Consider the following 26,314-nt stretch of genomic DNA (forward strand, 5'->3'; position numbering starts at 1 on the left):
CGCTTGCCGACCAGGCGTGGCGCCCGGGGAGGGGCAAGGGCGCGTGTTCGACAAGTGGCTCAGGCCGCAGGCCGTGGACCAGCCGGACGGGCTGTTGGATTACCAGCTGCTCGCCGATGAGGGGCTGATCGAAGACGACGAGCTCGTTGAACGGCTGGGCCACGAGGTGATGCGCAACTACCTGGCTCCCAATGAGCTCGCCAACGTCTTCGACGACCTGGGTGCCCCGGACGTCGCGGGCTACCTGCGGACGAACAAGTTCCCCACGGACCGCAAGATCCGGCACGGGGACTTCGGAGAGATCATCACCGGCGCTCTCTACCGCAAGGTGCGCCGGTGGTGCGTCCCGGTCCTGAAGCTGCGCTACAAGCAGACCCCGGCACAGGCCGTGCAGGGCACGGACGTGCTGGCGTTCCGCTTCCGCCAGGACCCTCCGGCGATTGCCGTCCCGGAAGTCAAGACCCGCGCTTCCCGGGACAACCGGGTCGGGGAGGAGGCGTACAGCAGCCTGGAGAAGGTCCTGGACAGGCTGGACGAGAGCATCCACTTCCTCATGGCGCGCTGTAGTGACCGCGGGCAGGTGTTCCTCGCCCGCCGGCTCGGCGCGCTGCTGCGCGATCCAGGGCGCCGCCAGGTGGAGCGGCACATGCTCTTCGTCCACGACGCGGGATCGTGGAAAGAGGACATCGTGGCCGGCCTCGGCGCGATGGTGACCCAGCGCACCGAGCTGACCGTCGTCAAGATCGACGACCTCAAGGAGTTCGTCGGCCGCGTCTACGACGCGGCAGAGACAGCCCCCGGCACCACCACGAGCAGCGGCAAGGACAACGGAACGGCGGGTACAGAGTGAGGGACGACGACGGGACCATGCGCCGCCTGGGCGACCAGGCCCTGGCCACCGGAGAGGCGTCCGCCCCCCTGCGCGGCCAGCTGCGTTCCCACGTCCTGGCCGAACAGATCAGCACCGAGGGCACAGCCGCCTACACCTACGATGCCGACGCGCTGCGTCGCGGTCTCTCCCTCGCCCGGCTCGGGCAACTGGCCCGCACCCCCCGCGAGCGACGTACGGACCCGGGGCCGCTGCCGGACATCGCCCAGGCCTACGCCGACCTCGCCGCGCAGGCGAACGAGCCGGAGACACGGATCGAACTGCTCGCGATCTCGGCGACCATGTGGAGCCTAGCCGGCTACCAGGCCAACGCCACCGCCATCGCCCGCACCTTCCAAAGAGAGGTCGGGGAGCTGTTCACCTACGGGGACATCCCCGGTTCCGACGGGCTGACCGCCGCCGCCCCCTACCGGATCGCCGAGGCCGCCGGCGCAGTTCTGCAACGCGACATCGACACCGTCGCCCAGCTCGGCGCCGCCACAGCAAGCGAACTCCCACGCCTCGGCCGCGCACTCACCGTCGCGCTCGCCGCAGGCCAGGCCGAGCAGGCGGACCTCGCTGTGCTGGCCGCCTACGGCCTCGTCGGCCGCTCGGCCCGCTCCTTGGCCACCCTGTGGCGCACCGGCGACCGCACGGCCGGACGCGCCGCGATCAGCGACCTGAAGCAGGCCTCGGCCATCCTCCTGCAGGCCTCCGTCGTGGACACCTGGACCCTGGTCGACTCCCTCGCCCACGTCGTCGAGGACATCGTCGCGACATCCCCGTGGCTCCTGCTGCGCCGCGCTGCCACCTGGTCGAGGACCTGGGAGCGCTACCTCAAGGCCCTGATCGTCTCCGACCGCCCGCTCACCCAGGTCTGGCCCTCCCAGCGCACCGCCCTGGACGCCGGACTCCTCGACGCCCGAGCCCACAACCTCACCGTCACCATGCCCACCTCCGCGGGCAAGACCCACATCGCCGAGTGGGCCATCCTCCATGCCCTCGCCGAGACCGGCGAGGCCGATGGCAACCCCCTCGGCCTGATCCTGCGCTTCCTCGATCCGCCGCTGGCCGTCTACGTGGTGCCCACCCGCGCGCTCGCCGCCCAGGTCGAACGACACCTCGCCGCCAGCCTCGAACTCGTCGGCCTGCGCGTCTCCTCCCTCTTCGGCGGCGCCGAACACGTCCGCTACGAAAACCAGCTCCTGGACCACACGGACGTCCTCGTCGTCACCACCGAGAAACTCGACTTGCTCCTGCGCAACACTCCCGAACTCGCCGGCCGGCTGCGCCTGGTCCTCGTCGACGAAGGACACTCCATCGACCACTCCGCCCGCGGCCTGCGTCTGGAGATGGTCCTCACCCGGATCCGCCGCACGACCCCGCAGGCGCGGATCGTCCTGCTGTCCGCGGTCCTGCCCAACGGCGAGGACATCGCCCGCTGGCTGGAGCCCACCGCCCACGGCACCAACCACGCCAAGATCGACTGGTCACCCTCCCAGCTACGCACCGGAGTGTTCACCTGGCAGGGACAGGAAAAGGACGGACAGACCGGCAGCATCTACTACGGCACCGCCCAGGGCAGAGACTTCTTCGTCCCCAAGGTCCTCACCCGCCGCCTCACCCGCACCCGGCTGTTCCCGCGCGACCTCAAGGACGTCGCGGCCTCGCTGGCGCTGCACTTCGAACGTCTCGGCCCGGTCCTGATCTCCACCACCCAGCCCACCTACGCGCAGGCCGCCGCACGCGCCCTGCAAACGGCACTGGACAAGACCGACACCCCGGTGCTCGGCGGGCGTAACCAGCGGGACCAACGCCTGGCGCTCTCGGAACGGATCGCCGAGCACCTCGGCGCCGAGCACGAGCTCACCGTGATGGTGACCCAGGGCATCGCCTACCACCACGGCACCGTCCCGCAGCCCGTCCGGCACCTGCTGGAACGCGCCTACCGCGACGGCGCACTGCGCGTACTGTGCGCCACCAGCACCCTCTCCCAAGGCATGAACCTGCCGGTCAAGACCGTCCTGGTGCACAGCACCTGGCGCAACCAGGAACAGATCGGCGTCCGCGAGTTCTGGAACGCCGCCGGCCGCGCCGGCCGCGCCTTCCAGGAGACCGAAGGCCACGTCGTCCTCATCGCGAAGGACGCCCAGGACGCCCGAAAGCTACGGCTCCGCTACCTCGACAAGGACAACATCGAACCAGTCCTGTCCACCATCGGCGCGCTCTACCACCGCCTCGCCATCACGAGACTGGGCGCCCGCCCTACCCCCGGACAGAACCTGGCGGACATCGACCTGCCCGACCCAGAGCAGGAAGAACTCACCGAATGGGCGCAGGAACTCGAGCTCCAACTCCTGACGATGCTCGCCGAAGAGGTCGTCGACACCCCCGACCAGAACCTGCTGGAAGACGCGGCACACGACCTGCTCGCACACACCCTGGGCGGCCACCAGATCGGCGCCCAGGAGTGGTCCCTCAAACCGCTCGCCCGCTTCACCGCCCGCCGCGTCGCCGCACTCGCCCGCCAGCTCCCCGACCCGGCCGCTCGCGCGGCGATCCTGCGCACGGGACTGAGCCTGCAAGGCGGCCTCGACGCGATCACCGCCGCCGAACAGGTCGCGAACACCCTCACCGAACACCCCGGCCTCCTCGGCCCCGCGACATGGCCAGCCCTGCGCGACACCGTCTTGACCGCCGCCACCACCATCCAGGAACTCCGCCGCAGCGCCACTGACAAGAACCGGCCGATCGGGGCGGTCGTCCCTCTCGCCGGCGACTGGATCGCCGGCTGGACGCTCCAGGAGATCCACCACCACTACCAGCTGCTCCTCGCCGCCAAGGACATCACCGTCACCTCGGACTACATCGACAAGGTGATCACCCAAGACCTGGCCTGGGCCGTCTCCTCGATCCTGCAGATCCTGGAGACCCGCCACGGCATCACCCCCGAAGGCCCACTCGCCGCCCTGCCCGCCATGCTCAAATACGGCGTCGACACCGCCCCCGCCTGCTACGCCGCCAGCCTCGGCATCCACCAGCGCAGCGCCGCGACCGACCTGGCCGCACGCTGCCCCGTCCCCGAGCCGTCCTTCTCCGACTTCACCGGCTGGCTCGCCGACCTGACCACCGACGAGATCACCGCCATCACCACCCCCAACATCGCGGCCCTGCTGATCCGCAGCACCGAGCGCCGCAGCCCCCGCAGCGTCCAGAAGACCATCCTCAGCGGCCGAGGAACGTTCACCACCCCCCTGCGCGGCGTCCGGCACGCCAACAATGTCTGGCTTCTCGCCAGACTCCCGGCGGGAACCCGTCTCGACCTGGTACGAGACGCCAACAACCCGGCCGACCCGAACGCCATCCGGGTCGAGCACCACGGGCTTCCCCTCGGCTGGATCGCCAAGTCCACTGCCCGGCCGCTCGCGCTGGCCCTCGACGACCGGCCCGCCCCCTTGGTCACCGCCGTCCTGCACACCGACCCCCAACCCTTCGCCGACACCGGCCAGCTGGCAGACCACGACCAGGTCGAGCTCGCCATCACCATCAGCCCAGCGCCGGAAGAACGCAGAAGGCGCACATCGCGGTGACCAGCCCAGCCCGGTTGGGGGACCCCGTTTACGGCACACCACACCACCGAGCGGCAGGAGCACGGATCACCGACAGCCGCCCCGTTGGATTTCAGAGGCTTCCGCGGCGCCGCACGGCCTCGATACAGAGAGCAAGGGCGCACAGCAGAGCGAGAGTGAGTTCCGCGTAGACAACGGCGCTGGGCATACCCAGAGCGTGGTCGGCAATGGAACCGAGGGAGAACGCAGCGAACAGGCAGCCGTTCATCCTGAAGCGCCACTTCCCGAAGACGCCCCGAAGGGTGCCGTTCAGGAGAGCGAGAACGGCGGCTACGGCGAGCGGGGCGAGCACGAGGGTATAGGCAATCACCCCGATGAAGGTGGCAGCGGCATTCGGGATGGTAAGCACGGGGGCCCTTCTGGCGGTCGGTTCTGGCCTACGGGCTCATAATGCCGACCCAATCGAGCGTCTGCAGGGGAGCCTGGTGAAATGCCCGGCGAGCCGGCGGGCGAGCTCGGCCTGAACGGGCTCCCTGTACACGCCGCACGGGCCCCGTTGCTACCGGAAAAACAGGCCGCGCCTCACCTCGGGTGATGGGATCCTGCGGGGATGGGGCATCACTCCTACCTGGTCGTTGGCGAATGCCAGTTCCTCTACACCCGCGATCACTACAACGAAGAACTGGCAGCCCTCTTCAACGAGAGCGACCGAGAGCTGGTCGTCGCCGACGCCGACGACGACACGCGTGACGACGGCTGGGACGAGCGGGGGATCACGCTCGGGTACTACACCACCGCCAACGCTCTGCAACAGCGCCTGAACGTACAGGGCTTCACCTCGCGCCGTGCGCTCGTCGACCTCGCGGAGGGGATCGCTCAATGGCGGAAGGTCTACGACGCCCAGAGCGGGCTTCGGGAACGAGAAGCGCGGGGCGAGCAGGTGTACCAGGCTCTCGCCCGGACCCCGCGCGAGGCCTCCGAACTGCTCGCAGCAATTGGTGAGGCGATCCGACCGCACCGGTCGCAGAAGTCGTTCGCCACGTTTCAGGATTACTTCCAGTATGAGGACGAGTTCGCCGAGACCGTCAGCGACGTCCAAGAGCTTCGCTGGTTCGTCGAGGACCGCAGCCTCGTGCGGCTGATCATCGATCAGGCCCCTGGTCCCATGCGGGTCGGGCTGGACCTGAGCGAGCTGACCGGGTGCTGCGTAAGCCTGGATACGGCCCAGCCCATCGCGGGTCCGACACGTGAACGGCAGCTCGCAGCCCTGGCCGACAACGCCCCACTGATCGTACTCACGGAAGGAAGCACCGACTCCAGGGTGCTCACCGAGGCGATGCACGTCACCCACCCGCACCTCGCCGACTTCGTCCGCTTCATCGACTACACAGGCACGAAAGCCGGCGGCAGCGTCGGCAAGCTCGCGACCATGGTGAATGCGTTCATCGCGGCGGGTGTCGCCAACCGCTTCGTGGCCATTGCCGACAACGATGCTGGCGCGTATGAGGCGTTCGCCAAACTCAAGAGACAGAAGCTGCCAGCCGGATGCCGGGTGCTGCATTACCCGGACCTGCCCTTGCTGACCCGCTACCCCAGCATCGAGCCGCCCTCCTCCACCGTGGCACTGACCGACGTGAACGGCGTTGCCGGTTCCCTGGAGATGTACCTCGGCGTAGACGTCCTGACGATCGACGGCACTCTGGCGCCAGTCCACCTGAAAACCTTCATGCCCGCCGTGCAGCGTCACCAGGGTGTGCTGTCGGAGGCGCACAAGGTCCTGGTGCTGAAGGCGTTCGAGAAGAAGGTGAAGGCGGCTCGCTCCGGGCGTGACAGCAGCGGGGACTGGAGCGGCCTGCGAGCCATCTTCGAGAAGATCGTCCACGCTTTCGACTGAAGGACCAGGAGCCGCGTGTCCGGAGGCCGACTACGAGACGATGGCGATGACGCGCTGGCGCCGCTGGACTGCGCCACCCTCACCCTTTGCCCCAGGGACGGCCGGCCGCTGGGGTCTCGCTCCCTGCAGAAGGGTCAGCGGGCGTCGTTCGGAGTACACCGGGCGGGCCGGGCAACGGAAGCGCTGAGCATCCTGCCCGGTGGCTTGGTTGATGGTGGCCGACCAGCCCTTACACGAGATCGTGACCGCCCCATCGGGGGTGATGGTCACCTGACGCCCCCGGACAGGGGAGCGCCGTCTACGGCGAGCCACGTACGGATGCGCTCAAGTCGCGTGTGCGGGACATTCCCGGGGCCTACGAACGAGGAGATTAGCGAGACCGCAGACTGGTCCCTGACCTCGGTCCAGCGGTCGCCAGCCGGGGTGTCGGGCTGAGCCAGACGCGCCGCGGTGTGCTCCAGACCGACGCTGTGGGCGGCCTTTACCAAGCCGGGACTATCGGAAGGCGGCTGAGCATCCGATAGGGCGGCCGCACACGAGGACGGCAACCTCGTGGTGCGGCTGTCGTGGTGCTGGTCGGCTTTCGCGGCGCGCCGCAGTACTGTGCGCCTGCCGTATCTCAGCGTGGTTGTGCGTCCAGGACGCGAATCCGCGGATCGTCACGCCAACTGCCGTCGACGGGCAGGTCGAAGTGCCCTCGTATGACAGCCCCGGCGCGCTCGACCGAGGCGGACTCGCCGGTGAGGACCGTGCGCCACCATCGCCGTCCGTCTGGTTCTGAGAAGGACTCTTCCGACCATCGCACTTCCGGCTTGGACTGGCGCACCGCCTCCTGGGCGGCTTGCCGTTGCTCGGCCCTTCGGCGGTATGGCTCGGACACCCACTGCCTCGGGTACGCCGCGCGCAGCCCGGCCACCACCTCCTCAACGGTGGCGGCGCTGTCCGCCGCGACGATCACGACGTGCACCGTTTTGCCGTTTCGTCGTGGGTGGCGTACCGCAAGGGCGGCCCGCGGCGCGAAGCCTCGCATCAGGGCTGCCCCATGTTCGGTGAGGGGGCCTGTATGGGGGACGGCGACCCGCGCGACGACGCCGCCGAAGATGGCACGCAGGATCTCACCAGCACGGCGCCCAGCGGCTTCATCCGTGGAGGAGAGACGGACCCGGGGATTGCCGTCATCAAGAAGGCTGAGGCGGACTTCATCTGGCACAAGCCGGTCGAGGGGACGCCAGTCGCGCTGGCCGTTGCTGTAGCAGAGCTCCTCTGCCTGCTTCGGGAGTTGGATCGTCTCGTCGAACAGCCAGCAGCTCACCTCTAGGGAGCGTTTCTCCGTTCTCACGGCGGTGATCCTCACGCGCACGGTGTCGCCCACCTCAACGCCGGGTGCATTACTTCCACGTAGGTAGCCGCGGAGGCCCGTACCGACGGTTTCAACCAGGAAGTCCCTTTGTTCCTTGCCGACTCGAGAGGTGACGGTACATCTGACGAGTTGGCCCTCGCGCACGCTGAGGAGCGGGTCCTTGGCGGGATCCCGCAGTTCGATGCACACTTCCCCGTTGCCGGGGTCCGCTTCGGTGACGTACGCCTGCACGACGGCGCCGATCTCGTAGCGGAGCTGTGGTTCGGACCAGCTCAGCTGTCCGGCTGGGACGCGTTTGGTGCTGCCGGAGGGGAGACGGACGGTGACGCCGCGGTCGTCGCTCTCGATGACCACCGCCTGAGTCCGACGTTCCTCACGCATGCGCTCGACGGCTTCTTCATCGATCACTTCGGCCCAGGGGGTCAGGGTGCGCAGCGTTGCTCGCTCGACGGCGGTGCGCAGGCGCGCGGCGTCTGCCGGGTCGGGGAGGGTGCGGCAGAAGCTGAGGATCTTGAGCCAGTCCGTGACGGTGGGAGGGCTGGTGATGTTGATCCGGTTGCCCTGCCATTCCCAGGGGCCCGCAGGGAAGGCGCTGGGGCTGCTGTGGATGTTCTTGACGTCGGCGAAGGCGGTGGGGCGCCTCCAGGTGAGGCTGACTCGGACGCGTCGTCCGATGACGAGTTCGTCGGGCAGGTCGGGGAGTCTCCCGGCGTCGATCCACAGTATGAGCGGGGGTGCCGGCTGCGGAGCGGAATCGTCGGGGACGATCTGCACCCACAGCCTGCCTTCGTCGACGTCCACCAGGTCCGCGTCGGCGCCGACGCGTCCTCGCGCTGTCCCGCTGCGCATCGACAGGTGCATCAGGGCGCTGATCGTCGCGGCGGTCTGTCCCAGGTGCGGGATGAGTCTGTCGTGGTCGTAGCCTTCCGCGGTCAGCTGCAGGAGGGTGCCCGGCTGAAGCTGACGTGTCTGGGCGAACCGCAGGCCGGTGCCCAGGCGTCCGCCGTCGAGGACGAGGCGTTGGCCGGTGACCGGGTCGCGGACTTGCAGCAGCGGTCGGCTGTCGCGGGGGAAGGTCCGTGTCGCCTCGAGGGTGACGGTGAAGTCCGTGCCAACTGGATGGGCGGCTTCGAGTTCTTCGAGCTCGGCCTCCGTGCGGTCCGGCACGACGAGCAGGACGTCGTCGTGGACCTCCGTCACCCGCACGGGCAGGGTTCCGTCGCCTGCGTACGGCTCGGCCAGCTCGGCGGCCGGCAGCTCGGCTGGATCGGGTGGGTGCTCGACCTGCGCGAACGGTAGGCAGGTCGGATCGTCGGGGTACGCGGTGAGGTCCATGACGTCGTCGGCGTCGCTCGCGGCGGCCAGGAAGCCTTCCTCGCCGTCAGCGAGCGTCTGTTCTTCGCTGTCGGGGCTGAGCTCGATTGTTTCGTCGGGCAGAGGGGCGAGGCTGCGGAGCAGCCGGACGGCTCCGTGACAGACCTCGGCGAGGTAGCGGTCACCGGGCAGGTGGAGCGGCTGCGGATGCCGCTGTCCCAGCGGTACGTCGATGAGGACGCCGAGGAGGCTGCCGGTGGGCTTCAGCACGGCCGGGTCAACGGCGGCGCAGATGGATCCCTGCTGGACGGTCTCTGGCTCACGCAGTGGGCTAGTCCACCGGGTGGTGCGGGAGCGGTCGAGCATCACCAGGTAGTCGGACGGTCTCTGGTAGGTGTGCGAGCGCGGGTCGATGGCTGGGCGGGCCCCCTCGTGCATCGCCTGGATCAGCTCCTCGTCGCTGCGGACCGTCTTGACCGGCTCCAGGACCAGCTGTCCGTCGTCGCGTTTCGCTGTGTACACGGCGTTGGGGCTGGACCAGGCGATGACGGCCCGTAGCCGGGGCAGGAGGGCCAGGTCGATCGGGCGGATCTGCTCAGTACGGGTCTTCGACTGCATTCCGGCAAGGAGGGCCGTGCGCTCCTCGGTCAGGGTGGTGAGGAAGTCGTGGTCGACGTAGTGCCGTTCGCACCATGCCCGCCGGCTGCCTGCCGGTTGCTGTTCCCAGTGGGAGGCCACGCGGCAGGCGACTTCGATGTCGTCCGCGCAGTTGTCGAGGAGTACCTGGTGGATGTCGTCGACGTGGATCTTTGCGGGAGCTGGCCAACTGATGTCCCAGCTGAGCAGGGAACGGCCTCTGAGCTTGGGCGACTTCAAAGCGAGGGCGGTGGCTGCTTCCACCAGGCAGCCAGCGGTGTCGGCATTGACGAGGATCGTGTTGTCGGAGAACTCTCCTCGCAGTGAGTTGATCTCCCGGCCGAAGGTGGTGGGGTCCCCTGTGTCGGTGATCGCGCCCAGCTTGAGCAGGTCGGCCCGGGTCCGCAGGAGTTCGGCCGCTGAGGGACCGGGCGGCAGCCACCGCAGGGAATAGGGGTCAGAGACGCCGGCGGTGGCCGCGTTGAGGACTACCGCGGTGAGGGGGGATCTGCTGATCTCCGGCTTGGTCTCGTAGCCGAGTGCCTCAAACTGCTCGCGGGTGAACAGGCAGTGCCATATGCCGGGGGCGTTGCGTCCGGCGCGGCCGCGGCGCTGCAGGAGCCCGGCTCGCGAGTGCGGGGCCGGATGCATGGTGGCGGTGGCCGTGTCCGGGTCCCAGGTGGTGAGGTTGTTCAGTCCGGAGTCGATGACGTGCTGGATGCCGTCGATGGTCAAGGACGTTTCGGCCAGGTTGGTCGCCACGACCACCCGCCAGTGAACCCCCTGGGGACGCGTGGCCGGGTCCAGGGGCCGTCGCCGCTGCTTATTGGGCAGTTCGGAGTGCAGCGGAAGGATCTCGATCTGCGGTGACAGGGGCGCCAGTTCGTCATCCTCGTCCAGCAGTCGCTGCATCTCGGCGATGGCGTTGCTGATCGGTCGTTTACCAGGCAGGAAGCACAGCACGTCACCGTCGTAGGCCGGGACCGTTTCGGGAATGTCGGTGGGACGGTGGCCGCACGCCATCCACCGCAGCACTTCCACGGCGTGCTGCGCGACCTCGTCGGGCATCCTCACGGGCCACGCCTTCTGCGGGATGGGGTCCCCGGCCCGCCAGCGCTCGTACACCGGGTGCAGCGTCTTGCTGGGCATCTCGACGAACAGGACGTCGTAGTCCGGGGCGAAGAAGTCGGTGAAGGTCCGCCGGTCCAAGGTGGCCGACACGATCAGCAGGCGCAGGTGGGGAAGGCTGCGCATCTCGCGCCGCAGCAGCGCCAGGATGAGGTCGATGTTGAGGCTTCGCTCGTGAGCCTCGTCGATCACCACGGTGGAGACGGTGTGCATCTCCCCGCGGCGGATCATGTTCACCAGCGTGCCGTCGGTGAGGTAGACGAGCCTGTTGGCGGCATCGGTTTTGTCGGTCGCCTTGCTGTTGCGGTAGCCGATGTCCAGGCCCGGTCCGGCGCGCGAGCCGTGAAGCCGCTTCGCGACGTACTCGGGGATGCCGGTGGAGGCGTCGATCCGCGGTTGGGTGACCACGATCTGGCCGTGGCGGGTGAGGTGGTCGCGGGGGAACGGATCGGGGGGCATGAGCAGACGCCAGGGCAGGAAGGTGGACTTCCCCGACCCGGTGCCGGCCTGCACGATCGCCACCTGGTGGGTGCGCAGGCCCTCAAGCAAGCCGCGGACGTGCTCGTCTTTGATGCCGAACTCGTCCTCGCTGATCGGAGGGGGCTCGGTGGTGTGAGGCGTGTGGGGGCGTTCGGGGTGGGAGATGCGGCCCAGGCGGCCGGCCTTCAGCCCGCTGGGCGGAACGGGGCGGCCGGGCTGGAGATCGAGGTAGGCCGCGCCGAGGCGGGAGGTGTCTCGGCGGTGGGCGGCCCGGCAGGCGGCGCACCGCTCGGGAGGTGAGTGACCGCGCTCGAGGGCCGCGGCGCGGGCGGCGTCGGAGTAGGGCACGGGGTTGCCGCAGTCCTTGCAGGTGACGGTCCAGTCGATGCTCACGGTTCCTCCAGCCATGTCGTCCCGGATTCGCACTCCGTGCCGCGGGCGTAGTACGGCGTGACCGACAAGGGGTGGGATTGGACGTGTGCGGCGACCGCTCGGTAGAAGCCGATGACGGCGGGCTCGAAGCCGGTGTTGACGATGTCCAGCCGGTCGATCCCGCATTCCGCCAGCTCCGGGAGCCGTTCCAGGGTGTCGTGGTAGCAGAAGTTCTCGATCTCGGCGAAGGTCCGGTCGGCCACCGAGACCAGCCGGTTGCGGAACCAGTAGCCGCTGACGTACTCGTCGAGGTCCATGTGTCGCACGCTCATCAGGCCGAGATGCAGGGTGCGGTCGCCGGTGGGGGGAGGCCGCAGTGGGAGACCGAGCGGGAAGGGTGCGCTCTCGCTGCCGTCGACCTGCACCAGGCGGACGGCGGCAGGTGGACAGTCGGGGCCCTGCAGATCGCGCAGGACCTCGGTGATGACGTCGTGCGGGGCTGCCATGCCGATCGGGACGGGCTGCCCGTGGCGCAGAGCGCTGATGATCTGCTGGCACAGCGCCTCAGCCTGCCGTTTTCGTCTCGGGTCGTCGGCGTACATGGGGTCAATCGCTTCATACCAGAGTTCGATGGCGTCGGCGGCTTCGGGCTGCGCATCCCCGTGGCGGGCGGCGCGGGAGGCCTGCGGCGCGGTGAAGGGAACTTCTCTGACGTCTGGCGCCATCGGCTGGACAGAGATGACCAGCCCTTCTCCCCTCTCGGCCGACTCCTGCAGAAAGCCTGCCGCGACGGGGTTGTTCTCCAGGCGGGGCATCCAGGCCCGAAGCTGTTCGGGGAGCTCTTCGTTCGGGCGTGTAGACGGTGCCCGCGCTCCCGACGACGGTGGCCAGGGCATTGGCGTCTACGGCAAGGCGGCGCTGGCGGCGCTCACGGGTGATGCGTTCGGCGGCTGCCGAGGCCTGCCGGTAGCGGCGCAGGTCGTCGGCGCTGGCCGTTTCGGCGGAGATGCGGCGGCGCATGGCGAGCAGGATCTCGACCGCGTCGCGGAATCCGTCCCGGTCGGGGGCCGGATCGCCAGGCCACGGCCCCTCGGCTACGGCGTGCAGGACGGCGATCATGTCCGGGCCGTCCGTGCTCTGAGGACCGCGGCGTCAGCGAGCGTGTCCAGCGTGGTGGTGTAGTCGGGCGAGGCCACCACCGTCAGACCGGCCGCCCGGGCTTGGTCGAGGGCCGTGACTATGGCCGGGTCGGTGGTTGTGTTGGCGTCCGCCGGGACCACGATCACGCGCCGGGCAGGGATCTTGTTGGCAAGGTCGACCAGGTGGCCGGGCAGGAGGTCGTTCTCTACGGCCAGCACGTGCGCGGTGAGGCTCCGGTTCCCAGGTTCCGCGCCGCTGAGTGAGGTCCAGCCGAGGCGGGCCTCGCGGCCTTCCGGCACGGTGAGCGTCACGGCCGACAGGCACGGCTCGACGCCCGCAAGCGGGGAACCGAAAGCGACCTCGACCGGTGTTGCGGTGTCGTCATCGTTACTGGCGGAGCGCTGGCCAGCGCGAGCGATCCGTCGCGCCATCGAAGCGACCGTCAGCGCCGACCGGCACACCTGCTGATCGGCCAGCCAGACCAGCCGGTCCGTGACGTCGACCGCACCGGTCAGGATCCGTTCCGGGTGCGCGCTCCAGCGCAGCAGCGCTTCCACGGCTACGGGCGGCCACATGCCAGACGCAACGGCAGAGCAGACTGCACCGGTCGACACTCCGTCCAGCGGCAGGAGGCCACGGGTGCCGGCGGTGAGGTCGGCTGCCAGGGCGTACAGGCGCTCTCCCGTAGCGGCGTCCCATCCGCCACGCCGGGGGAGACTCACGCCACGCTTGGCGGCCCATCTGCGCAACGGACCGGGGATCGTTCCCTGTCCGCCGCCCTTTGCGACGAAGGCGGCCGCCAGAGGCCCGCCCGCGCGATAGGCGTCGGACAGCACCGCGCACAGTGCCGCGCGGACGGTCGCGCCCGGGGCAAAGGAGGTGAGCGCGGCTGTGGCGAACACGGAGATGTCCTGCCGGTTGTCCACGCGGCTGTGGCGGGTGCGCAGCACCGCCAGGACGACGTCCTCGCTGCACAGCCGGGTGACGGTCCACTCTCCGGGGCGCTCCAGTTGGTCCCTGGCCCGCCTGCCCTTCCGGACGGCCTTCTCCTGATCATCCAGGTGGCGCAGCACTATGCCGATCGAGGTGAGGTCGCCGTACCACTCGTACACGAAGTCCGTCAGCGACGGCGCCCAGGGGACAGGGCCGGCGTCGAGGTCGTCCAGGTCCAGCAGGACGACCGGCGCGCGGTCATCGCTGGCGACGACGCATGCGGTCTGCCGGTCAGGAAGCAACTCGATCACCAGTAGATCTTCGGGGAGCCCGTTCAGCAGCCGCAGCACGTGCGTGGTGTCGACTGCGTTGAGGTCAGGAGGACCATCTCTGGGAAGGCCGAGCAGGTTCCTGCGGCCGTTGCGGTCGGCGAGGGCGCCGTATCGACGGACCCAGCTGATCCACGCGCGCGGCAGGCGCGGGAAGAGGCCTTCGGCGGCATCCGGGACACCCGGTGAGAAAGAACGCAACGCGCCGCGGGAGACCGCGGCGTCGATGCCGCTCCAGGGGCCCGCTCGCTGCTGCGGTGGCTTTCGAGCGGTGGACGTCACGGCCCTGCGCCCATCTCGTCGTCTCCGGCCAGGAGGAGCATCGCCTCGGCGACCTCGGTGAGGCAGTCTCTGGGAGGGCCAGTCGGCTCACCGACGGTGCCGTCCGCGTTCACCGACCAGCTCTGGTGCTTCATCGCCCTCAGATCGATCTTGTGGACGAGTACCTGTGGCTGTGCTCCTGGTGCGGGGCTTTCGGCCGTGGCAACGATCTCCCCCAGACGGGCTGCGACGTACTCCGCAGATCCCTGCCGGACGCTGCTCTTCGTCTTGCTCAACTGTGGCTTGGTAAGACTCACGGCGCCTTCGGAGGGATTCCTGGCGTAGACCGAGCCCTTCCGTTTGGCTCCCGCTGTCTTGATCTCGTGGACCCAGTCGGCGTTCAGGCGGGTGACCAAATCAAGGAGGTGCTGGCGGTCGCGACGGGGAGCATGTCGGTCTGCCGTCTGGAGGACCTCGTGCCCCTCGACTTCCAACGCGATGCGCAAGGCGGCCTCGCCGACGTCGCCGATGAAATGGACGGTCTGGCCGTCGCTCGCCTCCTGGGCGGCCTGCTGGAGCTTGTCACTGAGCATGTCGACGATGAGATTCGGGCCCGTGCGTGCCCATGCCTCTGCAACTTGGTGGATGATCTGGCGGTCGCTCGTCCCTACGGCCTCGTAGAACTTGCTGTTGAGCAGGTCCCCGAGCGGGTCCGGGGCCGCTTGCGTCAATGCCTCGGCCAGCTTCTTGTCGCCGCGATTCTGGCATCCCATTCGAAACCACTTGATCAGTTCATTTGCCCCTACATCACCAGAATAGTTCCGCTGTGGAGGCGATGCCGCGGGACCGGGATGCTGCAGTAGCACCGTGGAAGTGGCCCTGATTTCCGGCGTCGATCTTGCGACTCGGACCACCGACTGCCCGCTGGGTGTGTGGAGGTGGGCAACCTGCATGGGATCGTGTGGATCCGGTGGCATCGGGCACGAGCCTGCTAAAACGGACTTCCGAGCAAGCCCCTCGCGATCCCGCCGACTCAGCTATTGACGGGACCGTGACCGCACCACGGCAGGTGCCTGGTCTGCCACGCACTCGGCCTCGTCGAGGAAGCCGACCTCGACGGTGTAGAGCGGTTCCACGAAAAGGCCTTCATAGCGGGGGCGCGGGAGGACAGACCGTCCCGTCGGCCTCACAGCAGCCCGCTGTGGCAGTCCCTGATCCGGAATGGTAGTCATGGGCATTCCCCTCACGCTCTCGTGTCCTGCGGCCTGGTCATCTCGGATACCCCCGCCCCCGCGGTAGCAGAAGGGTGCTCGGCATCGAGATCATATGTTCGAGTCGCTCCGTCTTGCCTCCCTGTATCTGGCGACCATGCAGACAAGGGAATGTGCCGGTCGGGAGCGGCCGACCGCGGCAAGGGCGTCCATGGTCATCGGGTCTGGCGCGGGTGCTGCGACGGTCCGCCCTGTTGATGCAGACGCTGACTGTCAGCCGCGGCCGGCCGTTCCGGCCGCAGAGTCGGCGGAGGGAGCGGGGGAGGCGGAGGTACCGCCGAAGGGCGCCGACCGGCGAGTGCCGCTCGCGCTTCCGGCTCGGCCATCCGAGTCGGCAATTCGGCCTTCTGTCCGGGAGACAGGTTCCTGAGGCGCTCGAGGGCCGCATCGACATCGCGTGGCTTGGGGCGAGGTCGACTGACGTATACGCGCATTGCCATGTCCATGGTCGCCGACCGGACCTGTTCTATTTGTTCCAAGGGCACTCCCAGTCCGGAGAACCGGATATTGGGGATGTTCCGGATCTGCAAAAGGGACCCGGTCATTCGCAGATAGGGTTCAACGGGGTCCATGCCTGGCGGCTGATCCTGAACTGCTCGCTGCAAGACCCTTTCGGTCAGCCTGGCGAAGGCCTCCCGTCCCCAGTGCTGCTCCTGCGCGGTGAGGTCGATGAAGTCCCTAGGGTCGAGCCGGGACTGGACTGCCTGCAGCGTCTGGATGGACAAGGTTGTCATCGAGCTGACCCGTAGGCCGCCGATTTCGGCAGGAGCGTTGTACTGCGGCATCACTGAGATGGTGAGGCGAACCGCAAGCGCATCAGCTGCATCGGCGGTATCCGGTATTCCTTCGGGCGGGAGATAGGTCATGGCCCGAGCAAGGCCCTGCTGCCCGAGGCGTTGCTCGATATGGACTCTGTACCCCAGATGCGCGAGGGCACCTTGCACTACATCCCGGGACCGGTCCGTGTTGTGAGGCACTGGGGTAGTCAGCGATATCTCTCTGGCCTGGCGCTGGAGAGCCAGGTGCCGGGCCAGAGCGACGTCACCGCCTACCTGAAACGGGACACCGGTTTGGTCAAGCGCCGCCAGGGCGATGTCGGCATCTCGTGCCGCGCGCTCGAGGTCCCAGATCACACTGCCTCACCGCCGCCTCGGGTCGAGTTCAGGGAAGCGCTGTTCCCAGACGTGCGCGATTGCTGTTGGCACGCCAGAGCGCACTGCCCCCCACAGAGCGACGAGTTGGCCGGCCTCGAGCACGGATCGTTGGTCGTCCGTGGAACCGTGCATCAGCACCTGTCGGTAAAGGTCGACCACGTCGTCCTGCGCACCGTCCTTGCCGGGGGCGGAAGTGCGCCAACGAGCGGACAGGTCGTGGCCGGCACCATCTGCCTGTCCCTGGAGGTCCTCCAGGCGCTCCACGACCTGAAAGGGCTGGGCGAGCAGCCAGTCGGGCGTTCCCGGCTGCTGCAGGGCTTGGAAGATGTCGTCGTCGAGCCCGCCCTGCAGAGTCTGGAGGATCTCGCCCCGTGTGGCCGCGGCCCCGTCGAAGTCGATGTCGATGTCGGCGTCATGCTCTGCCATGGTGATTCCCTTCCTCCGCGTCAACGGCGGGTGTGCCGTTGACCAAGCACGGTTTCTGCTGACCTTACGAGGCCCAGCCCTGGCAGCCGAGGCCCCCTGGTCCTTCAGCCGCGCGCAGAGGCTCATTGCTGCCGCCCGATGAATCTCTGTTCCTGGCCACGCGCAACCTCTTGGCCCGTTCCGTGATGCTGCGAAAGTTCGCGTCGGGCCGACGGCGCGGCCAGTGGCCTTCCCCGGAACGTGATCGGTCCAATGCCGCAGCCCCGATATCACCTCCTCCGGGAGGGCCCCCAGGCGCTGCCCTTCCCAGTCGGCAAGGGAGTGGCTCTCTCGCTCCGGGGGCGGATGCCCATCCTCGACGGCAAACCGGCGTACCAGAGCGTCCAGATAGACCAGGTCGAAGGTGACGGTGCCGGGGACGTATACAGCGTCCATGGCGACCTGGACACGTAGGACACGCTCCAGAGCGGCTCGGTGATGCATCACGTCTCCTGGTCAGCTTCGCGCCCAGCCCGCGCATCGGGCGTCGATTCTGCCCAGGGTGCTGATCACCAGTGGCCGCCGGTGCCCACCTCCCGCACCACGGGCCGACACCAACACCGATCCGGCCTGACGGTCAACCGGATGCCAGCAGCAGCCCGTCCCCCGGGCGCACCACCCCTTCGTTCTCGCAGGTCTTGCCACGCCGGTACATGGCCCCGGAAGGCCGGCGGGCCCGCACAGCGGGAGCGGCAACAGCAGATTTGCCCGCCACACGGGCCAGTGCGGCCTGACCGTCCCGCCACAAGAGCGACCGGCCACATCCCCAAGCCGCCTTTCACAGACTGGCATTGCCCACTGGACCCCGACGCTGGCAGCATCAAGAATCCGAGGAACCCTTGTCCATGCATGTCCTCCCCGAGGAGCTCATCCGGGCAGACCACGCCGAGCGACTGCGCCGTGCCCAGCGCGAACGAGTGGCGGCCCGCGTGGCAGCCACAGCCCGCCACAAGCGCCGCGCCGAGCGGGCGCGGAATTCCACACGACGCCCCTGGACCCGCTGGCTTACCTCCGGTAGGCGAGGCCAGCGATGACCACTCTTGCCCAAGCTGTCGACCTCCCCGATTCGATCTTCCGCCGTTACACCGCCATTCGCGAAATCGGCCACGGACTCACGGCAGTGGCCACGGGACAGGCACGCGTCATCGAATGTGCCCTCGAGCCAGGAACGGCTCCTGACGGCACCCGCTTCGACGCCTTCACCGAGGTGCGCTGGCAAACCCCGCATGCTTACCTCGCCCTGCTCCAAGCTGGGTCGATGGCACAGGAACGGTGGCTGCGAGAGCAAGGGCTGTGGACCGCCCGACGGGACCTCGCCACACAGCTCGCGGCACGCCACAGCAGAGCAGCCGTCCAGGCGACGGCCGCCAGCCAAGACGAGATCGAGCTGGCTGCCGCCTGGGCCCAGGAACTCCTGGACCGCCACTGGACGTTGCTGCTGCACTGCGCGAGTCTTCTGGACCGGCGCGGCCATCTCTACGGATCCCACCTGCGCAAAGCCCTCCGCGAGGGGGTGCAGGGGGCCGGACAGCCACTGTGAACACAGTGGGCCCCGGGCGTGCGCCGCCCGGGACCCCTTGATCCACTCCGACGACTCCACATGGTCGTCGAGTCCGAGGAGGACTAGCGCATGTGGCGCAGGCAGACCTGCACCTGGTCCGCCGCATCTCGGCGGACCATCAGTCCGTTGTCTCCCACGTGGGCGATCGGAACCTCGGTACCGGCCTTGAGTACCGAGGAAGCCCCGGTCTTCAGAGCGACCTCGGCGACAACGGGCCCGGACGCATCCGAGGCATCCGCCGCTTCGACGGCCCCATAGGCGACGCCAGCATCGCTGATCGAAGCCACGTTGATCGTCTTGCGGTCCCCGTCGCCCTGCAGGCATACGCCCTTCTTCGTTTCCAGGTCGAAGGCAACCGGGCCAGCCGCGAGATAGCGACCGTTGGGAGAGGAGACCACCGCGTAGGAACTCCCAGAGGAGCCTGACGACTCCTTCGCGGCACATGCCATCTGCGCCCTAATCCGTCCGCTGGCCGTGTCGTGCACCGCCCAAACCGGGGCCGCGTCCCCGTACTTGCCGGTGCGCCATGAGGCAAGGAGGTTGGTACCGGACACACCGTAAGCCCGTCCGTTCAACGCCCCCAGGAAGCCCGACTTAGCGGTGACTCCGGCCGGCTTCACATCACTGCTCAACCAGCCACCGGGAACCCCAAACCCGCCGCTACCCATAGCGACCACCGGCCCCTTCGAGGTAGCTGACAACACCATGCTGCCGGAGCAACCCGTGGTGTCGGCGCACTGCGGGAGCAGCGCGTCGGCCTTCCCGAAGGACGTGATCGTCCCCGTGGAGACGTCTACTTTGGCAGCCGAGGTGCCGTAGAGGCCGTCGCCGCCCCACGAGACGAGGAGAGACCCATCCGCTCCGCTCACATGCACCTGCCCGGGACGGGCGCTGATCGGAACGGAGATCTCGCGTGCCGGCGCGACCTCCTGGCCCTTGCTGTCCGCCGGGTACACCACCAAATCGACAACCTCACGGCCGTTATGGAGCTGGTCCTTGCCCCGCATGCCGTGCGCCCACGCGACGACATACTCGCGGCCTCCAGCCGACACGGTGGTCACATCCGGGATCTCTGCGGCATCGGTGCCATCTCCTTCCGCTCCCGAAACCTCGGCGGGAGGAGTCCAGGGCTTGCCCACCCAGCGGATGGCGCCGGTGGAGGCCTCGTGAACCTTGACCGAGTACCCGCCGGAGGCAGCCTGCAAGAGGCCCACACCATCAGAGCCGACGGGAGTGACCGGAATCGAGTCCACCTTTTGCGGAAGCCAGGGAAGCACCGCGTCCCACCCTCGGCTTGCGTCGTAGCCCGACGGAAGAGACAGCTTGGCCAAAGCGGGCTGCTTGGACCGCCCCGGCTGCCCGCTCGACTCCCCGGCATCACTGCATCCGGACAGCAAGCATGCGGCCAGCACCGCTCCGATGGCAGCCCCCGCCGCACGATGCCTACGCCATACCATCTGCGCCCCCTGTCGATCCGCACGTCTCTGTGATCTCCAGCGCCCTGGAGACTAACAGCAGCCCCGGCGTCCCCATGCCCCACCATCGCCAACGTCGTTATGCACGCAGGGTTTTGGCCACCGACGTTACGCATCCCCGACATCGATACGAACTCTGCGACCTCCAGCTCAAGTCACCGACTCGACACTCGACGGCTTCCGACGCTGCGGGCTCGCCGCTTCCCTGGACACGCCTCTGAGCGGGATACGACGAGCACGCGGCCCGTCACGCGGGCACACCGGTGACGACGACGCGCGCAGCACGCGAGCCTGGGCACCCCCTTCGTTTCGCCAGCTCGGCTATCGGTAACGGCACCCTGGAGGCTGCTCGTGTCCCATCTTCGCCTCGTACGCACAGCGACTACGGCCTCCGTATCCGCCGCATTGAGCCGCGATTCGGCTCCACGCACGACTGAGACCCGGTACATCATCCGTGACTACGTCACCGTCCGCTCCGGCCCCGGAACGATGTGCCCCGCGGTCGGGCACCTGCACTATCTCGACAGCGGAACCCAACTCAGCGAGACCGATGACTGGGTCCATCTCCGCCTGCGTAGCCGTTCAGCATCCGGTCTCCCGGCCGGCTCCACAGCGTGGGTCGCCAAGACCCATACCGCCCTGCGTCCAGACATTTGACCGGATCTCTTGTATGCAAGCCCCGTCCCTAAAGAGAAGGGCCAGGAGGAAGTCCCCAGTCATCCAAGCCGCCCCTGCCGATCTGAGGCCACAGTGAACGCGTAAACTCGCCTCCTCCAGACCCCATGGGGAAGGACGGACGACAAGATGGAGCCGGCCGCCGCCGCAAACCACGGCGATACCGACGCACTCGACGCACCCATCTATGCGAGGCTCGTTCGCGAGCTGGGGGATGTGCCCGCTGACGCCCGCCATGCCGCACAGATGGCGCTCAAGAAAGCGGACCCGGCCGTCTACTTTGGAACTTCCGCAGAACCACGGTGACTTCGAGCCCGCGCTTCGTCCCTCCAGCAACGCGGAACGGATCTCGATCCCTATGAAGAGCGGCTGGCGCAGAGGACACAGAGGTAGGCGGCCCCGGCTGACAGGCCGGGACCTACCGAGCGAGTCTCGGCGCCGAACGGGCTTGGCTTACTTCCCCTTGGCCGCATCCTTGAGCTTTGAGCCCGCGGAGACCTTCACGCTGTAGCCGGCCGGGATATTGATCGGCTCACCCGTCTGCGGATTGCGGGCGGTGCGGGCGGCCCGATGGGTACGCTCGAAGGAGAGGAAGCCGGGGATGGTGACCTTCTCGTCCCCCGCGGCGACGACATCGCCGACCGTCTCGGCGAGCGCGGTCAGAACAGCGTCGGTGTCCTTACGGGTCACCTTGGCGCGCTCGGCCAGCGCGGCCACCAGCTCAGTGCGATTCATTTTCGTGGTCTCCCGTTTTTCCTGATCTACTGCCGTGCAGCGTACCGACTGAATCACACCAGATCCTGCTATCAGACGCCGACAACGGCGTGCGTGGCTTCCGTGACAAGGCGAAGCAGGGGAGAGGTCATAGGGGGTGACGACGGCACCCAGAGGGTCCAGGGTGTCCTCAGTGAGAAGCCGACATGGTGCGACTGAGCTGGCGGGACTATGGTGCTTCGCCGTTCCGGATCTCCACGGGGTGATGAGCCTCGAGGTGCTGGGGGAGTACACCAGCATCGTTCGCTAGAACGTCGGCCCTTAGCTTCAAATGCCATGTCAGCGCGCAGACTTCCTGGTCCTCGTGCGTGTTGGATTGTCGCACTATGCGGTGCGCGGGTGACTGCGGTGAGTAGCATCCCGGATCAACACCACTCGGACGAACGGAGACAGCAAGTGTCTGATCCTGCGGAGAGCGCCAACCTCTACACCCAGTACACGTCCAAGGTCGAAGAGGACCTGGCGGCTCGGGAGAAGGAGCACGCGGAGCTGGTTAAGCGCCTGGCGCTGGTGGAACGCGAGCTCGAACTGCTGAGGAAGATGAAGGCGGTGATTGACGAGGACGGCTCGTCCTCCCAGCTTGGCGTCAAGGTTCCGCAGGAAGAAGGCGCGCAGGACGCAGAAGAACGAGGGCCCCGGACAGCGACGGCTGGTGAGACCGGCGATGCGTCCGCCGCGGCTGCGAGCGAGCAAGGCGCACTCCAGGCGCCTGCCCGGACGGCCGCAGCGAAGAAGACCACAGCGAAGAAGACCACGGCCAAGAAGGCGCCGGCCGGGAAGAGCACCGCGAAGAAGACCACGGCCAAGAAGGCGCCGGCCGCGAAGAAGACCACCGAGAAGAAGCCCAGGGCCAAGAAGACGGCTGCCGAGGAATCCACTGCGCAGCAGGCCGAGCCGGGGACGACCCGACGACAGCTGATCTTGGACTACTTCGCAGAGGTCGGCCAACCGCGCTCAAGCGCAGAGGTCACGAAGGAACTCACCCAGCGCCACCCCGAGTTCACCTCAAGCCCCGCGGCCACCCGCGAGGCGCTCGAAGCGCTCGTCGCGAAGGGCAAGCTGGAGCGCACGACTCAGGGGCGAAGCGTCTACTACGGTCCCGTCGCGTCGGCCAGCGCAGGTACCGAAGACACGGCCAGCGAGAAGGAATAACGGACGCCGTGATCCCAGCCGTTGGTACTGCGGGGGCAAACTGGCACCACTCGCACGGTCCACCGGTGCGTTGTGAGTCGCAGGAATCGGAGGCAAAACCTGTCACGGCAGCCTTGAGTCAGTGAGGAGGCTGGTGCGGCGCGACGGGGGGACGCGCCGCACCAGCCCCCTAACGGTAGCGAGTACGGCGCCGTCATGCGGGTGGAAGTCGAGAACCTGCCGTCGTCCGGTCCGCGACGGCCCAGTCGCTGGGCGGGGCAAGCAGTTTCCGGACCTTCGGTGCGGCGGCAGTACGTCGTCGGAAATCCGCAGATCAGGCACCGATGAGACCGACGTGGGATACATAGGTGTATGCCGACCAGTCGGAGTCAATATCGCGGATGAAAGCCTCCCAACGTCCCTTGAGCTTGGTCTCGTTGCCGTGCTGGAAAGCGTCGATGAAGGCCGGCCACTCTCGGCGTGCCTTCTTGGTACGGACATTGAGGTCACGTCGGTACTTGCCCCGCACGGTGGTCTGATCGACGGGGTAGATCTCGAGGGTGATTCCACGCCCCTTGTTGTCCAAGTGCCTCTTCAACCAGCCCAGGTTCCGCAGCATGTTGTGGGCGCGCAGAGTCCAGTAAGCGGTGTCCACGAGCTCTCGGTTGGACAGGCCGGGTCTCTGAGTTCGACTGAACCAGCGGCGAATGGTGCCGTCTGTGACCGTCACACCTGCCTGACGCAGCGCCGCCACGCCGCCCTCATGCGTTGCCAGGTACTTGAGACGGCCGTTGAGCCCCCGCGTCGAGGTGACGGGGGATTTGATACCTCCGTCCCGCAGAAACCGCTGGACCAGCTCCTCCAAGGAGCGGGCGAGAGCGAGGCCTCCGTGTACGTTTTGCGGCATGCCGTCAGCCCCGTAAAGCCCGAAGCGCTGCCATCCAGTGTCTGCCATAGGTCAGCTCCCTAGCTGAGGTACAGGGCCTTTTCGGCGTCGAAGACGTAGCTCTCGTCGGGCTTGTCCTTCATCTCGCTGAGCCTGCGGCCATGGGGGATGATCTCGCGCCAGTCGCGGTTTCCGGCGACGTGGATCTCATCGGTGCCCATCATCTGCACCAGCGTGAGACCGCCCTCGTGGAGCTTGTATCCACGCAGCCAGAGCGCAGCGAATGCCTGGGATCGAACAGTGTGCATCCAGTCCGGACGGTACAGCTCACGGTTGTAGCGCGAGTTGCCCATGGTCGAGGCGAACTTGGCGTACATGTCCTTGAGGTAGCCCGTGATGAGCGGCTGCTCCAGTTCGTAGGCGGCGAGGCGCAGAGCGTCGAGGGATCGGCGCAGTTTGGCCAGCAGGTACTCCGTTGCTCCAGAGGTCCACGACTCGGAGATCCGCGGCGCGTCGCAGAGCTTCTTCTCATGGCAGTTGATGAGCAGCTTCACAGTGGCGGTGTTCAGGAGCAGTGGCCCCGGATCTTCTCGATGCCCGAGGGGGTTCGGGAGGTGCGGGTGGTGCCACTCCGGCTGCTCAGCCAGGTAGATGCCAGCCCTGCGCTTCTGGAATCCGCCGTCCCGGTCATGCTCCAACTTGCCAGTGGGGAGCCATGTGTTGAACGCGTTGAGGTAGGCCGCATTCATGTCCAGAACGGTGACGGGCAGGCCGGCGAGCGCTCCGGACCGAACCCCGTCGAGGACCTGCGCGTTGACCCACTTGTGACGGCCCTCCCAGGTCTCGTCTGGCTCCTTCGGGCCCTTGGCCTTCAAGAAGGGCGGAGTTGGTGGCATCGCCGTGTGCTCATAGCGCGCGCTGACGCGGGAGAGGTTGAACAGGTCGACGACGTCTTCAATGGCGTGGTCCGCCAGTACCTTGGGCAACGCCTCCAGGTCTCCGCCGGCCTCGGCGAACCGCTCCTCGGTTCGCAGGGCGAAGGCCTTGAGAAGGTCGACATCTTCCGGCTTGCAGTGCTCTCGGGCCTTGGCCAGAAGTTCGACGAGCGCTGAGTCGCCTGGGTATCCGGATGTCGCGGACTGGGTGGCCGGTTCGGGGGTGCGGGAGGCACGGGGGCTTGGCGTCGGCGCTGGCTGTTGTGTCGCCGGCTCCGCAGTCGCGGGTGCTGGGGGTGTAGAGGGTGCAGCGGACGGTTCACTGGGGGCGTGGCCGTTCTCGGCGGCAGGGTCGAGGAAGCGCGCGTTGCCGAGATCCGGGGTCAGAGTGACTGTACCGAGCTGCCCAAGGTCGCGCTCCACCACGTCAACTCGTGCCGTCTGGTCGCCGCGGCTGACGATCAGTGCCAGTGCGGGATCAAGGGCGCGGATGACGGCACTGTCATCGGTGTCCAGTGCCGCGATCACGGGCACCTGCAGGTCGGTCGCGAGACGTGCCAGGATGTGCGCCTCGCTTTCCAAGCGGGCTCCGGACAGGGGGATGCCGTCCTTCGCCGCGTGCTGTAGCCGGTCGACGATTACTAGGGCGATGCCCTCAAGTGAGGCAGCCGCAAGGCGGATGTCCTCGGCGGACAAGCCGGGGCGGTCCAAGATCGACAGCCGCGCGGCTGCGAGCCTGACCTTCGCGTCCTGTACGAGCGCCTGTTGCGGTGAGGACAGGTGCCCAGCCCGCAAGCGCTGGTAGGGGACGCCAGCCTCGCCCGCGATGAGGCGAGGGGTGATCTCCGCCCGGGTCAGTCCCGACGCGGCATACAGAACAGCGAGCCCAGGGGATTTGGCGGTGGTTCGGGCCGCCGCCATGGGGAGCAGCGTGCCGCCGACGTGAGGAGCCGCAGCGACCACGATCAGCTGAGCCCCGAGGAGGCCTTCGGTGGCTGAGTCCAAGGAGGGCAGGCCGAACGAAACCGGCAGAGGGCCGCTCGAATTGAGGGCATCGCTGATCGAGACCAGCTCCGACGGGGAGATCGGGTTGACGGCCGCGTGTGCGATGAGGATGGCCACGGGGGTGCCGTGCCGTGTGAGCACCTGCGGTGTACCGGCGCTTGCCTGACGGACGAGATCGCCGAACACTGCCCGTGCCTGGGTGATGGGAGTCCGGGGGAGGGCCGGGAGAGCGTGCTCGAGGTCGGGCCCGAGCCCAGTGAGGGGAGACAGGACGGCGGCGTCACCGATGACTGTGGGGGTTCCGTCGATTGCACGGTCCACCACGGCCTTGAACGAGGCTCGCACCGCGTCCACTCCCATGCGCTGCGTGTCCACGCGCACCTCCCAGCCTCTGTAACGATAGCTTACATTTTGCCTTACAGAAATCCTTACAGAGTTCGAGTTGGCATTCAAGTCGCAAGTCGATGACGCGGCGGGGGAGTGAGGCGCATTGGCGGACTGGCGGGCGGGTGCTCCGCCCCTGAAGCGCCAGTGGATCCGCCGGTCAGCATTACGTGCGCGATTCCCAGGCGCGGTCGGGTCGATCAGGTGCGCCCTGAGGCATCGGCCACCGCTTCAACGAGCGAACCCGGCTGCAGCGACGGGAGCCCCGGAGTCTGCGGGAAAAGAAAAAGGCCACCGTCATGGGCAGCACGTAG

At 67.8% G+C, this 26,314-nt stretch carries 17 protein-coding genes; 6 read left to right on the top strand and 11 right to left on the bottom strand.

Annotated elements, in window-relative coordinates; genetic code table 11:
* Positions 1–43: 43 nt before the first annotated feature.
* Both AC5WS8_RS32155 and AC5WS8_RS32160 read left to right on the top strand, forming a co-directional pair.
* Positions 44–850: a Hachiman antiphage defense system protein HamA gene (locus tag AC5WS8_RS32155; RefSeq protein WP_496107037.1), complete on the top strand. Its 807-nt coding sequence runs from the start codon at positions 44–46 to the stop codon at positions 848–850.
* The gene (locus tag AC5WS8_RS32160) at positions 847–4,458 is read left to right on the top strand and encodes a DEAD/DEAH box helicase (RefSeq protein WP_496107038.1); all 3,612 of its coding nucleotides are present in this window, start codon (positions 847–849) and stop codon (positions 4,456–4,458) included. The genes AC5WS8_RS32155 and AC5WS8_RS32160 overlap by 4 nt, the downstream gene beginning before the upstream one ends.
* A 91-nt stretch (positions 4,459–4,549) precedes the next feature.
* Here the strand turns inward: AC5WS8_RS32160 and AC5WS8_RS32165 are convergent, their stop codons facing one another.
* Positions 4,550–4,807, bottom strand: a complete 258-nt coding sequence (locus AC5WS8_RS32165) for a hypothetical protein (RefSeq protein WP_496107039.1) — start codon at positions 4,805–4,807, stop codon at positions 4,550–4,552.
* A gap of 240 nt (positions 4,808–5,047) precedes the next feature.
* On the opposite strand from AC5WS8_RS32165, the gene AC5WS8_RS32170 reads away from it, so the two are divergent.
* Complete coding sequence (locus tag AC5WS8_RS32170; RefSeq protein ID WP_496107040.1) at positions 5,048–6,331, top strand: HEPN/Toprim-associated domain-containing protein; 1,284 nt, start codon at positions 5,048–5,050, stop codon at positions 6,329–6,331.
* 619 nt (positions 6,332–6,950) lie between these two features.
* Here the strand turns inward: AC5WS8_RS32170 and AC5WS8_RS32175 are convergent.
* The 6 genes from AC5WS8_RS32175 to AC5WS8_RS32200 form a co-directional block, all read right to left on the bottom strand.
* Complete coding sequence (locus AC5WS8_RS32175) at positions 6,951–11,642, bottom strand: helicase-related protein (protein WP_496107041.1); 4,692 nt, start codon at positions 11,640–11,642, stop codon at positions 6,951–6,953.
* The gene (locus AC5WS8_RS32180; protein ID WP_496107042.1) at positions 11,639–12,436 is read right to left on the bottom strand and encodes a hypothetical protein; all 798 of its coding nucleotides are present in this window, start codon (positions 12,434–12,436) and stop codon (positions 11,639–11,641) included. The genes AC5WS8_RS32175 and AC5WS8_RS32180 overlap by 4 nt, the downstream gene beginning before the upstream one ends.
* A gap of 300 nt (positions 12,437–12,736) precedes the next feature.
* Positions 12,737–14,305 (bottom strand): hypothetical protein, encoded by a 1,569-nt coding sequence (locus AC5WS8_RS32185; protein ID WP_496107043.1) that lies wholly within the window; start codon positions 14,303–14,305, stop codon positions 12,737–12,739.
* On the bottom strand, positions 14,302–15,150 hold the full coding sequence (locus AC5WS8_RS32190; protein WP_496107044.1) for a hypothetical protein: 849 nt from the start codon (positions 15,148–15,150) through the stop codon (positions 14,302–14,304). The genes AC5WS8_RS32185 and AC5WS8_RS32190 overlap by 4 nt, the downstream gene beginning before the upstream one ends.
* A 560-nt stretch (positions 15,151–15,710) precedes the next feature.
* Positions 15,711–16,688 carry a hypothetical protein gene (locus tag AC5WS8_RS32195; protein ID WP_496107045.1) on the bottom strand — a complete coding sequence of 326 codons (978 nt, stop codon included), beginning with the start codon at positions 16,686–16,688 and terminating at the stop codon, positions 15,711–15,713.
* Between the two features lie 6 nt (positions 16,689–16,694).
* Positions 16,695–17,135, bottom strand: coding sequence for a hypothetical protein (locus AC5WS8_RS32200; RefSeq protein WP_496107046.1), 441 nt, complete (start codon positions 17,133–17,135; stop codon positions 16,695–16,697).
* A gap of 884 nt (positions 17,136–18,019) precedes the next feature.
* Between AC5WS8_RS32200 and AC5WS8_RS32205 the strand changes: the two genes are divergently transcribed.
* Complete coding sequence (locus AC5WS8_RS32205; protein ID WP_496107047.1) at positions 18,020–18,208, top strand: putative WhiB-interacting protein; 189 nt, start codon at positions 18,020–18,022, stop codon at positions 18,206–18,208.
* Positions 18,209–18,432: 224 nt separating this feature from the next.
* A complete protein-coding gene (locus tag AC5WS8_RS32210; RefSeq protein WP_496107048.1) occupies positions 18,433–18,714 on the top strand; it encodes a hypothetical protein in 282 nt (93 codons plus the stop codon).
* Between the two features lie 83 nt (positions 18,715–18,797).
* Here the strand turns inward: AC5WS8_RS32210 and AC5WS8_RS32215 are convergent, their stop codons facing one another.
* Together AC5WS8_RS32215 and AC5WS8_RS32220 are read right to left on the bottom strand one after the other, a co-directional pair.
* Positions 18,798–20,066 carry a hypothetical protein gene (locus AC5WS8_RS32215; protein WP_496107049.1) on the bottom strand — a complete coding sequence of 423 codons (1,269 nt, stop codon included), beginning with the start codon at positions 20,064–20,066 and terminating at the stop codon, positions 18,798–18,800.
* Between the two features lie 1,272 nt (positions 20,067–21,338).
* Positions 21,339–21,620 carry an HU family DNA-binding protein gene (locus AC5WS8_RS32220; protein WP_496107050.1) on the bottom strand — a complete coding sequence of 94 codons (282 nt, stop codon included), beginning with the start codon at positions 21,618–21,620 and terminating at the stop codon, positions 21,339–21,341.
* Between the two features lie 435 nt (positions 21,621–22,055).
* Between AC5WS8_RS32220 and AC5WS8_RS32225 the strand changes: the two genes are divergently transcribed.
* Positions 22,056–22,811: a hypothetical protein gene (locus AC5WS8_RS32225; RefSeq protein WP_496107051.1), complete on the top strand. Its 756-nt coding sequence runs from the start codon at positions 22,056–22,058 to the stop codon at positions 22,809–22,811.
* A gap of 313 nt (positions 22,812–23,124) precedes the next feature.
* On the opposite strand, the gene AC5WS8_RS32230 is transcribed toward AC5WS8_RS32225, so the two are convergent.
* Positions 23,125–23,745, bottom strand: a complete 621-nt coding sequence (locus AC5WS8_RS32230) for a hypothetical protein (protein ID WP_496107052.1) — start codon at positions 23,743–23,745, stop codon at positions 23,125–23,127.
* An 11-nt stretch (positions 23,746–23,756) separates the two neighbouring features.
* Complete coding sequence (locus AC5WS8_RS32235) at positions 23,757–25,991, bottom strand: type II toxin-antitoxin system prevent-host-death family antitoxin (RefSeq protein WP_496107053.1); 2,235 nt, start codon at positions 25,989–25,991, stop codon at positions 23,757–23,759.
* Between the last annotated feature and the right edge of the window lie 323 nt (positions 25,992–26,314).

It is taken from the genome of Streptomyces sp. PTL18 (assembly GCF_059510295.1).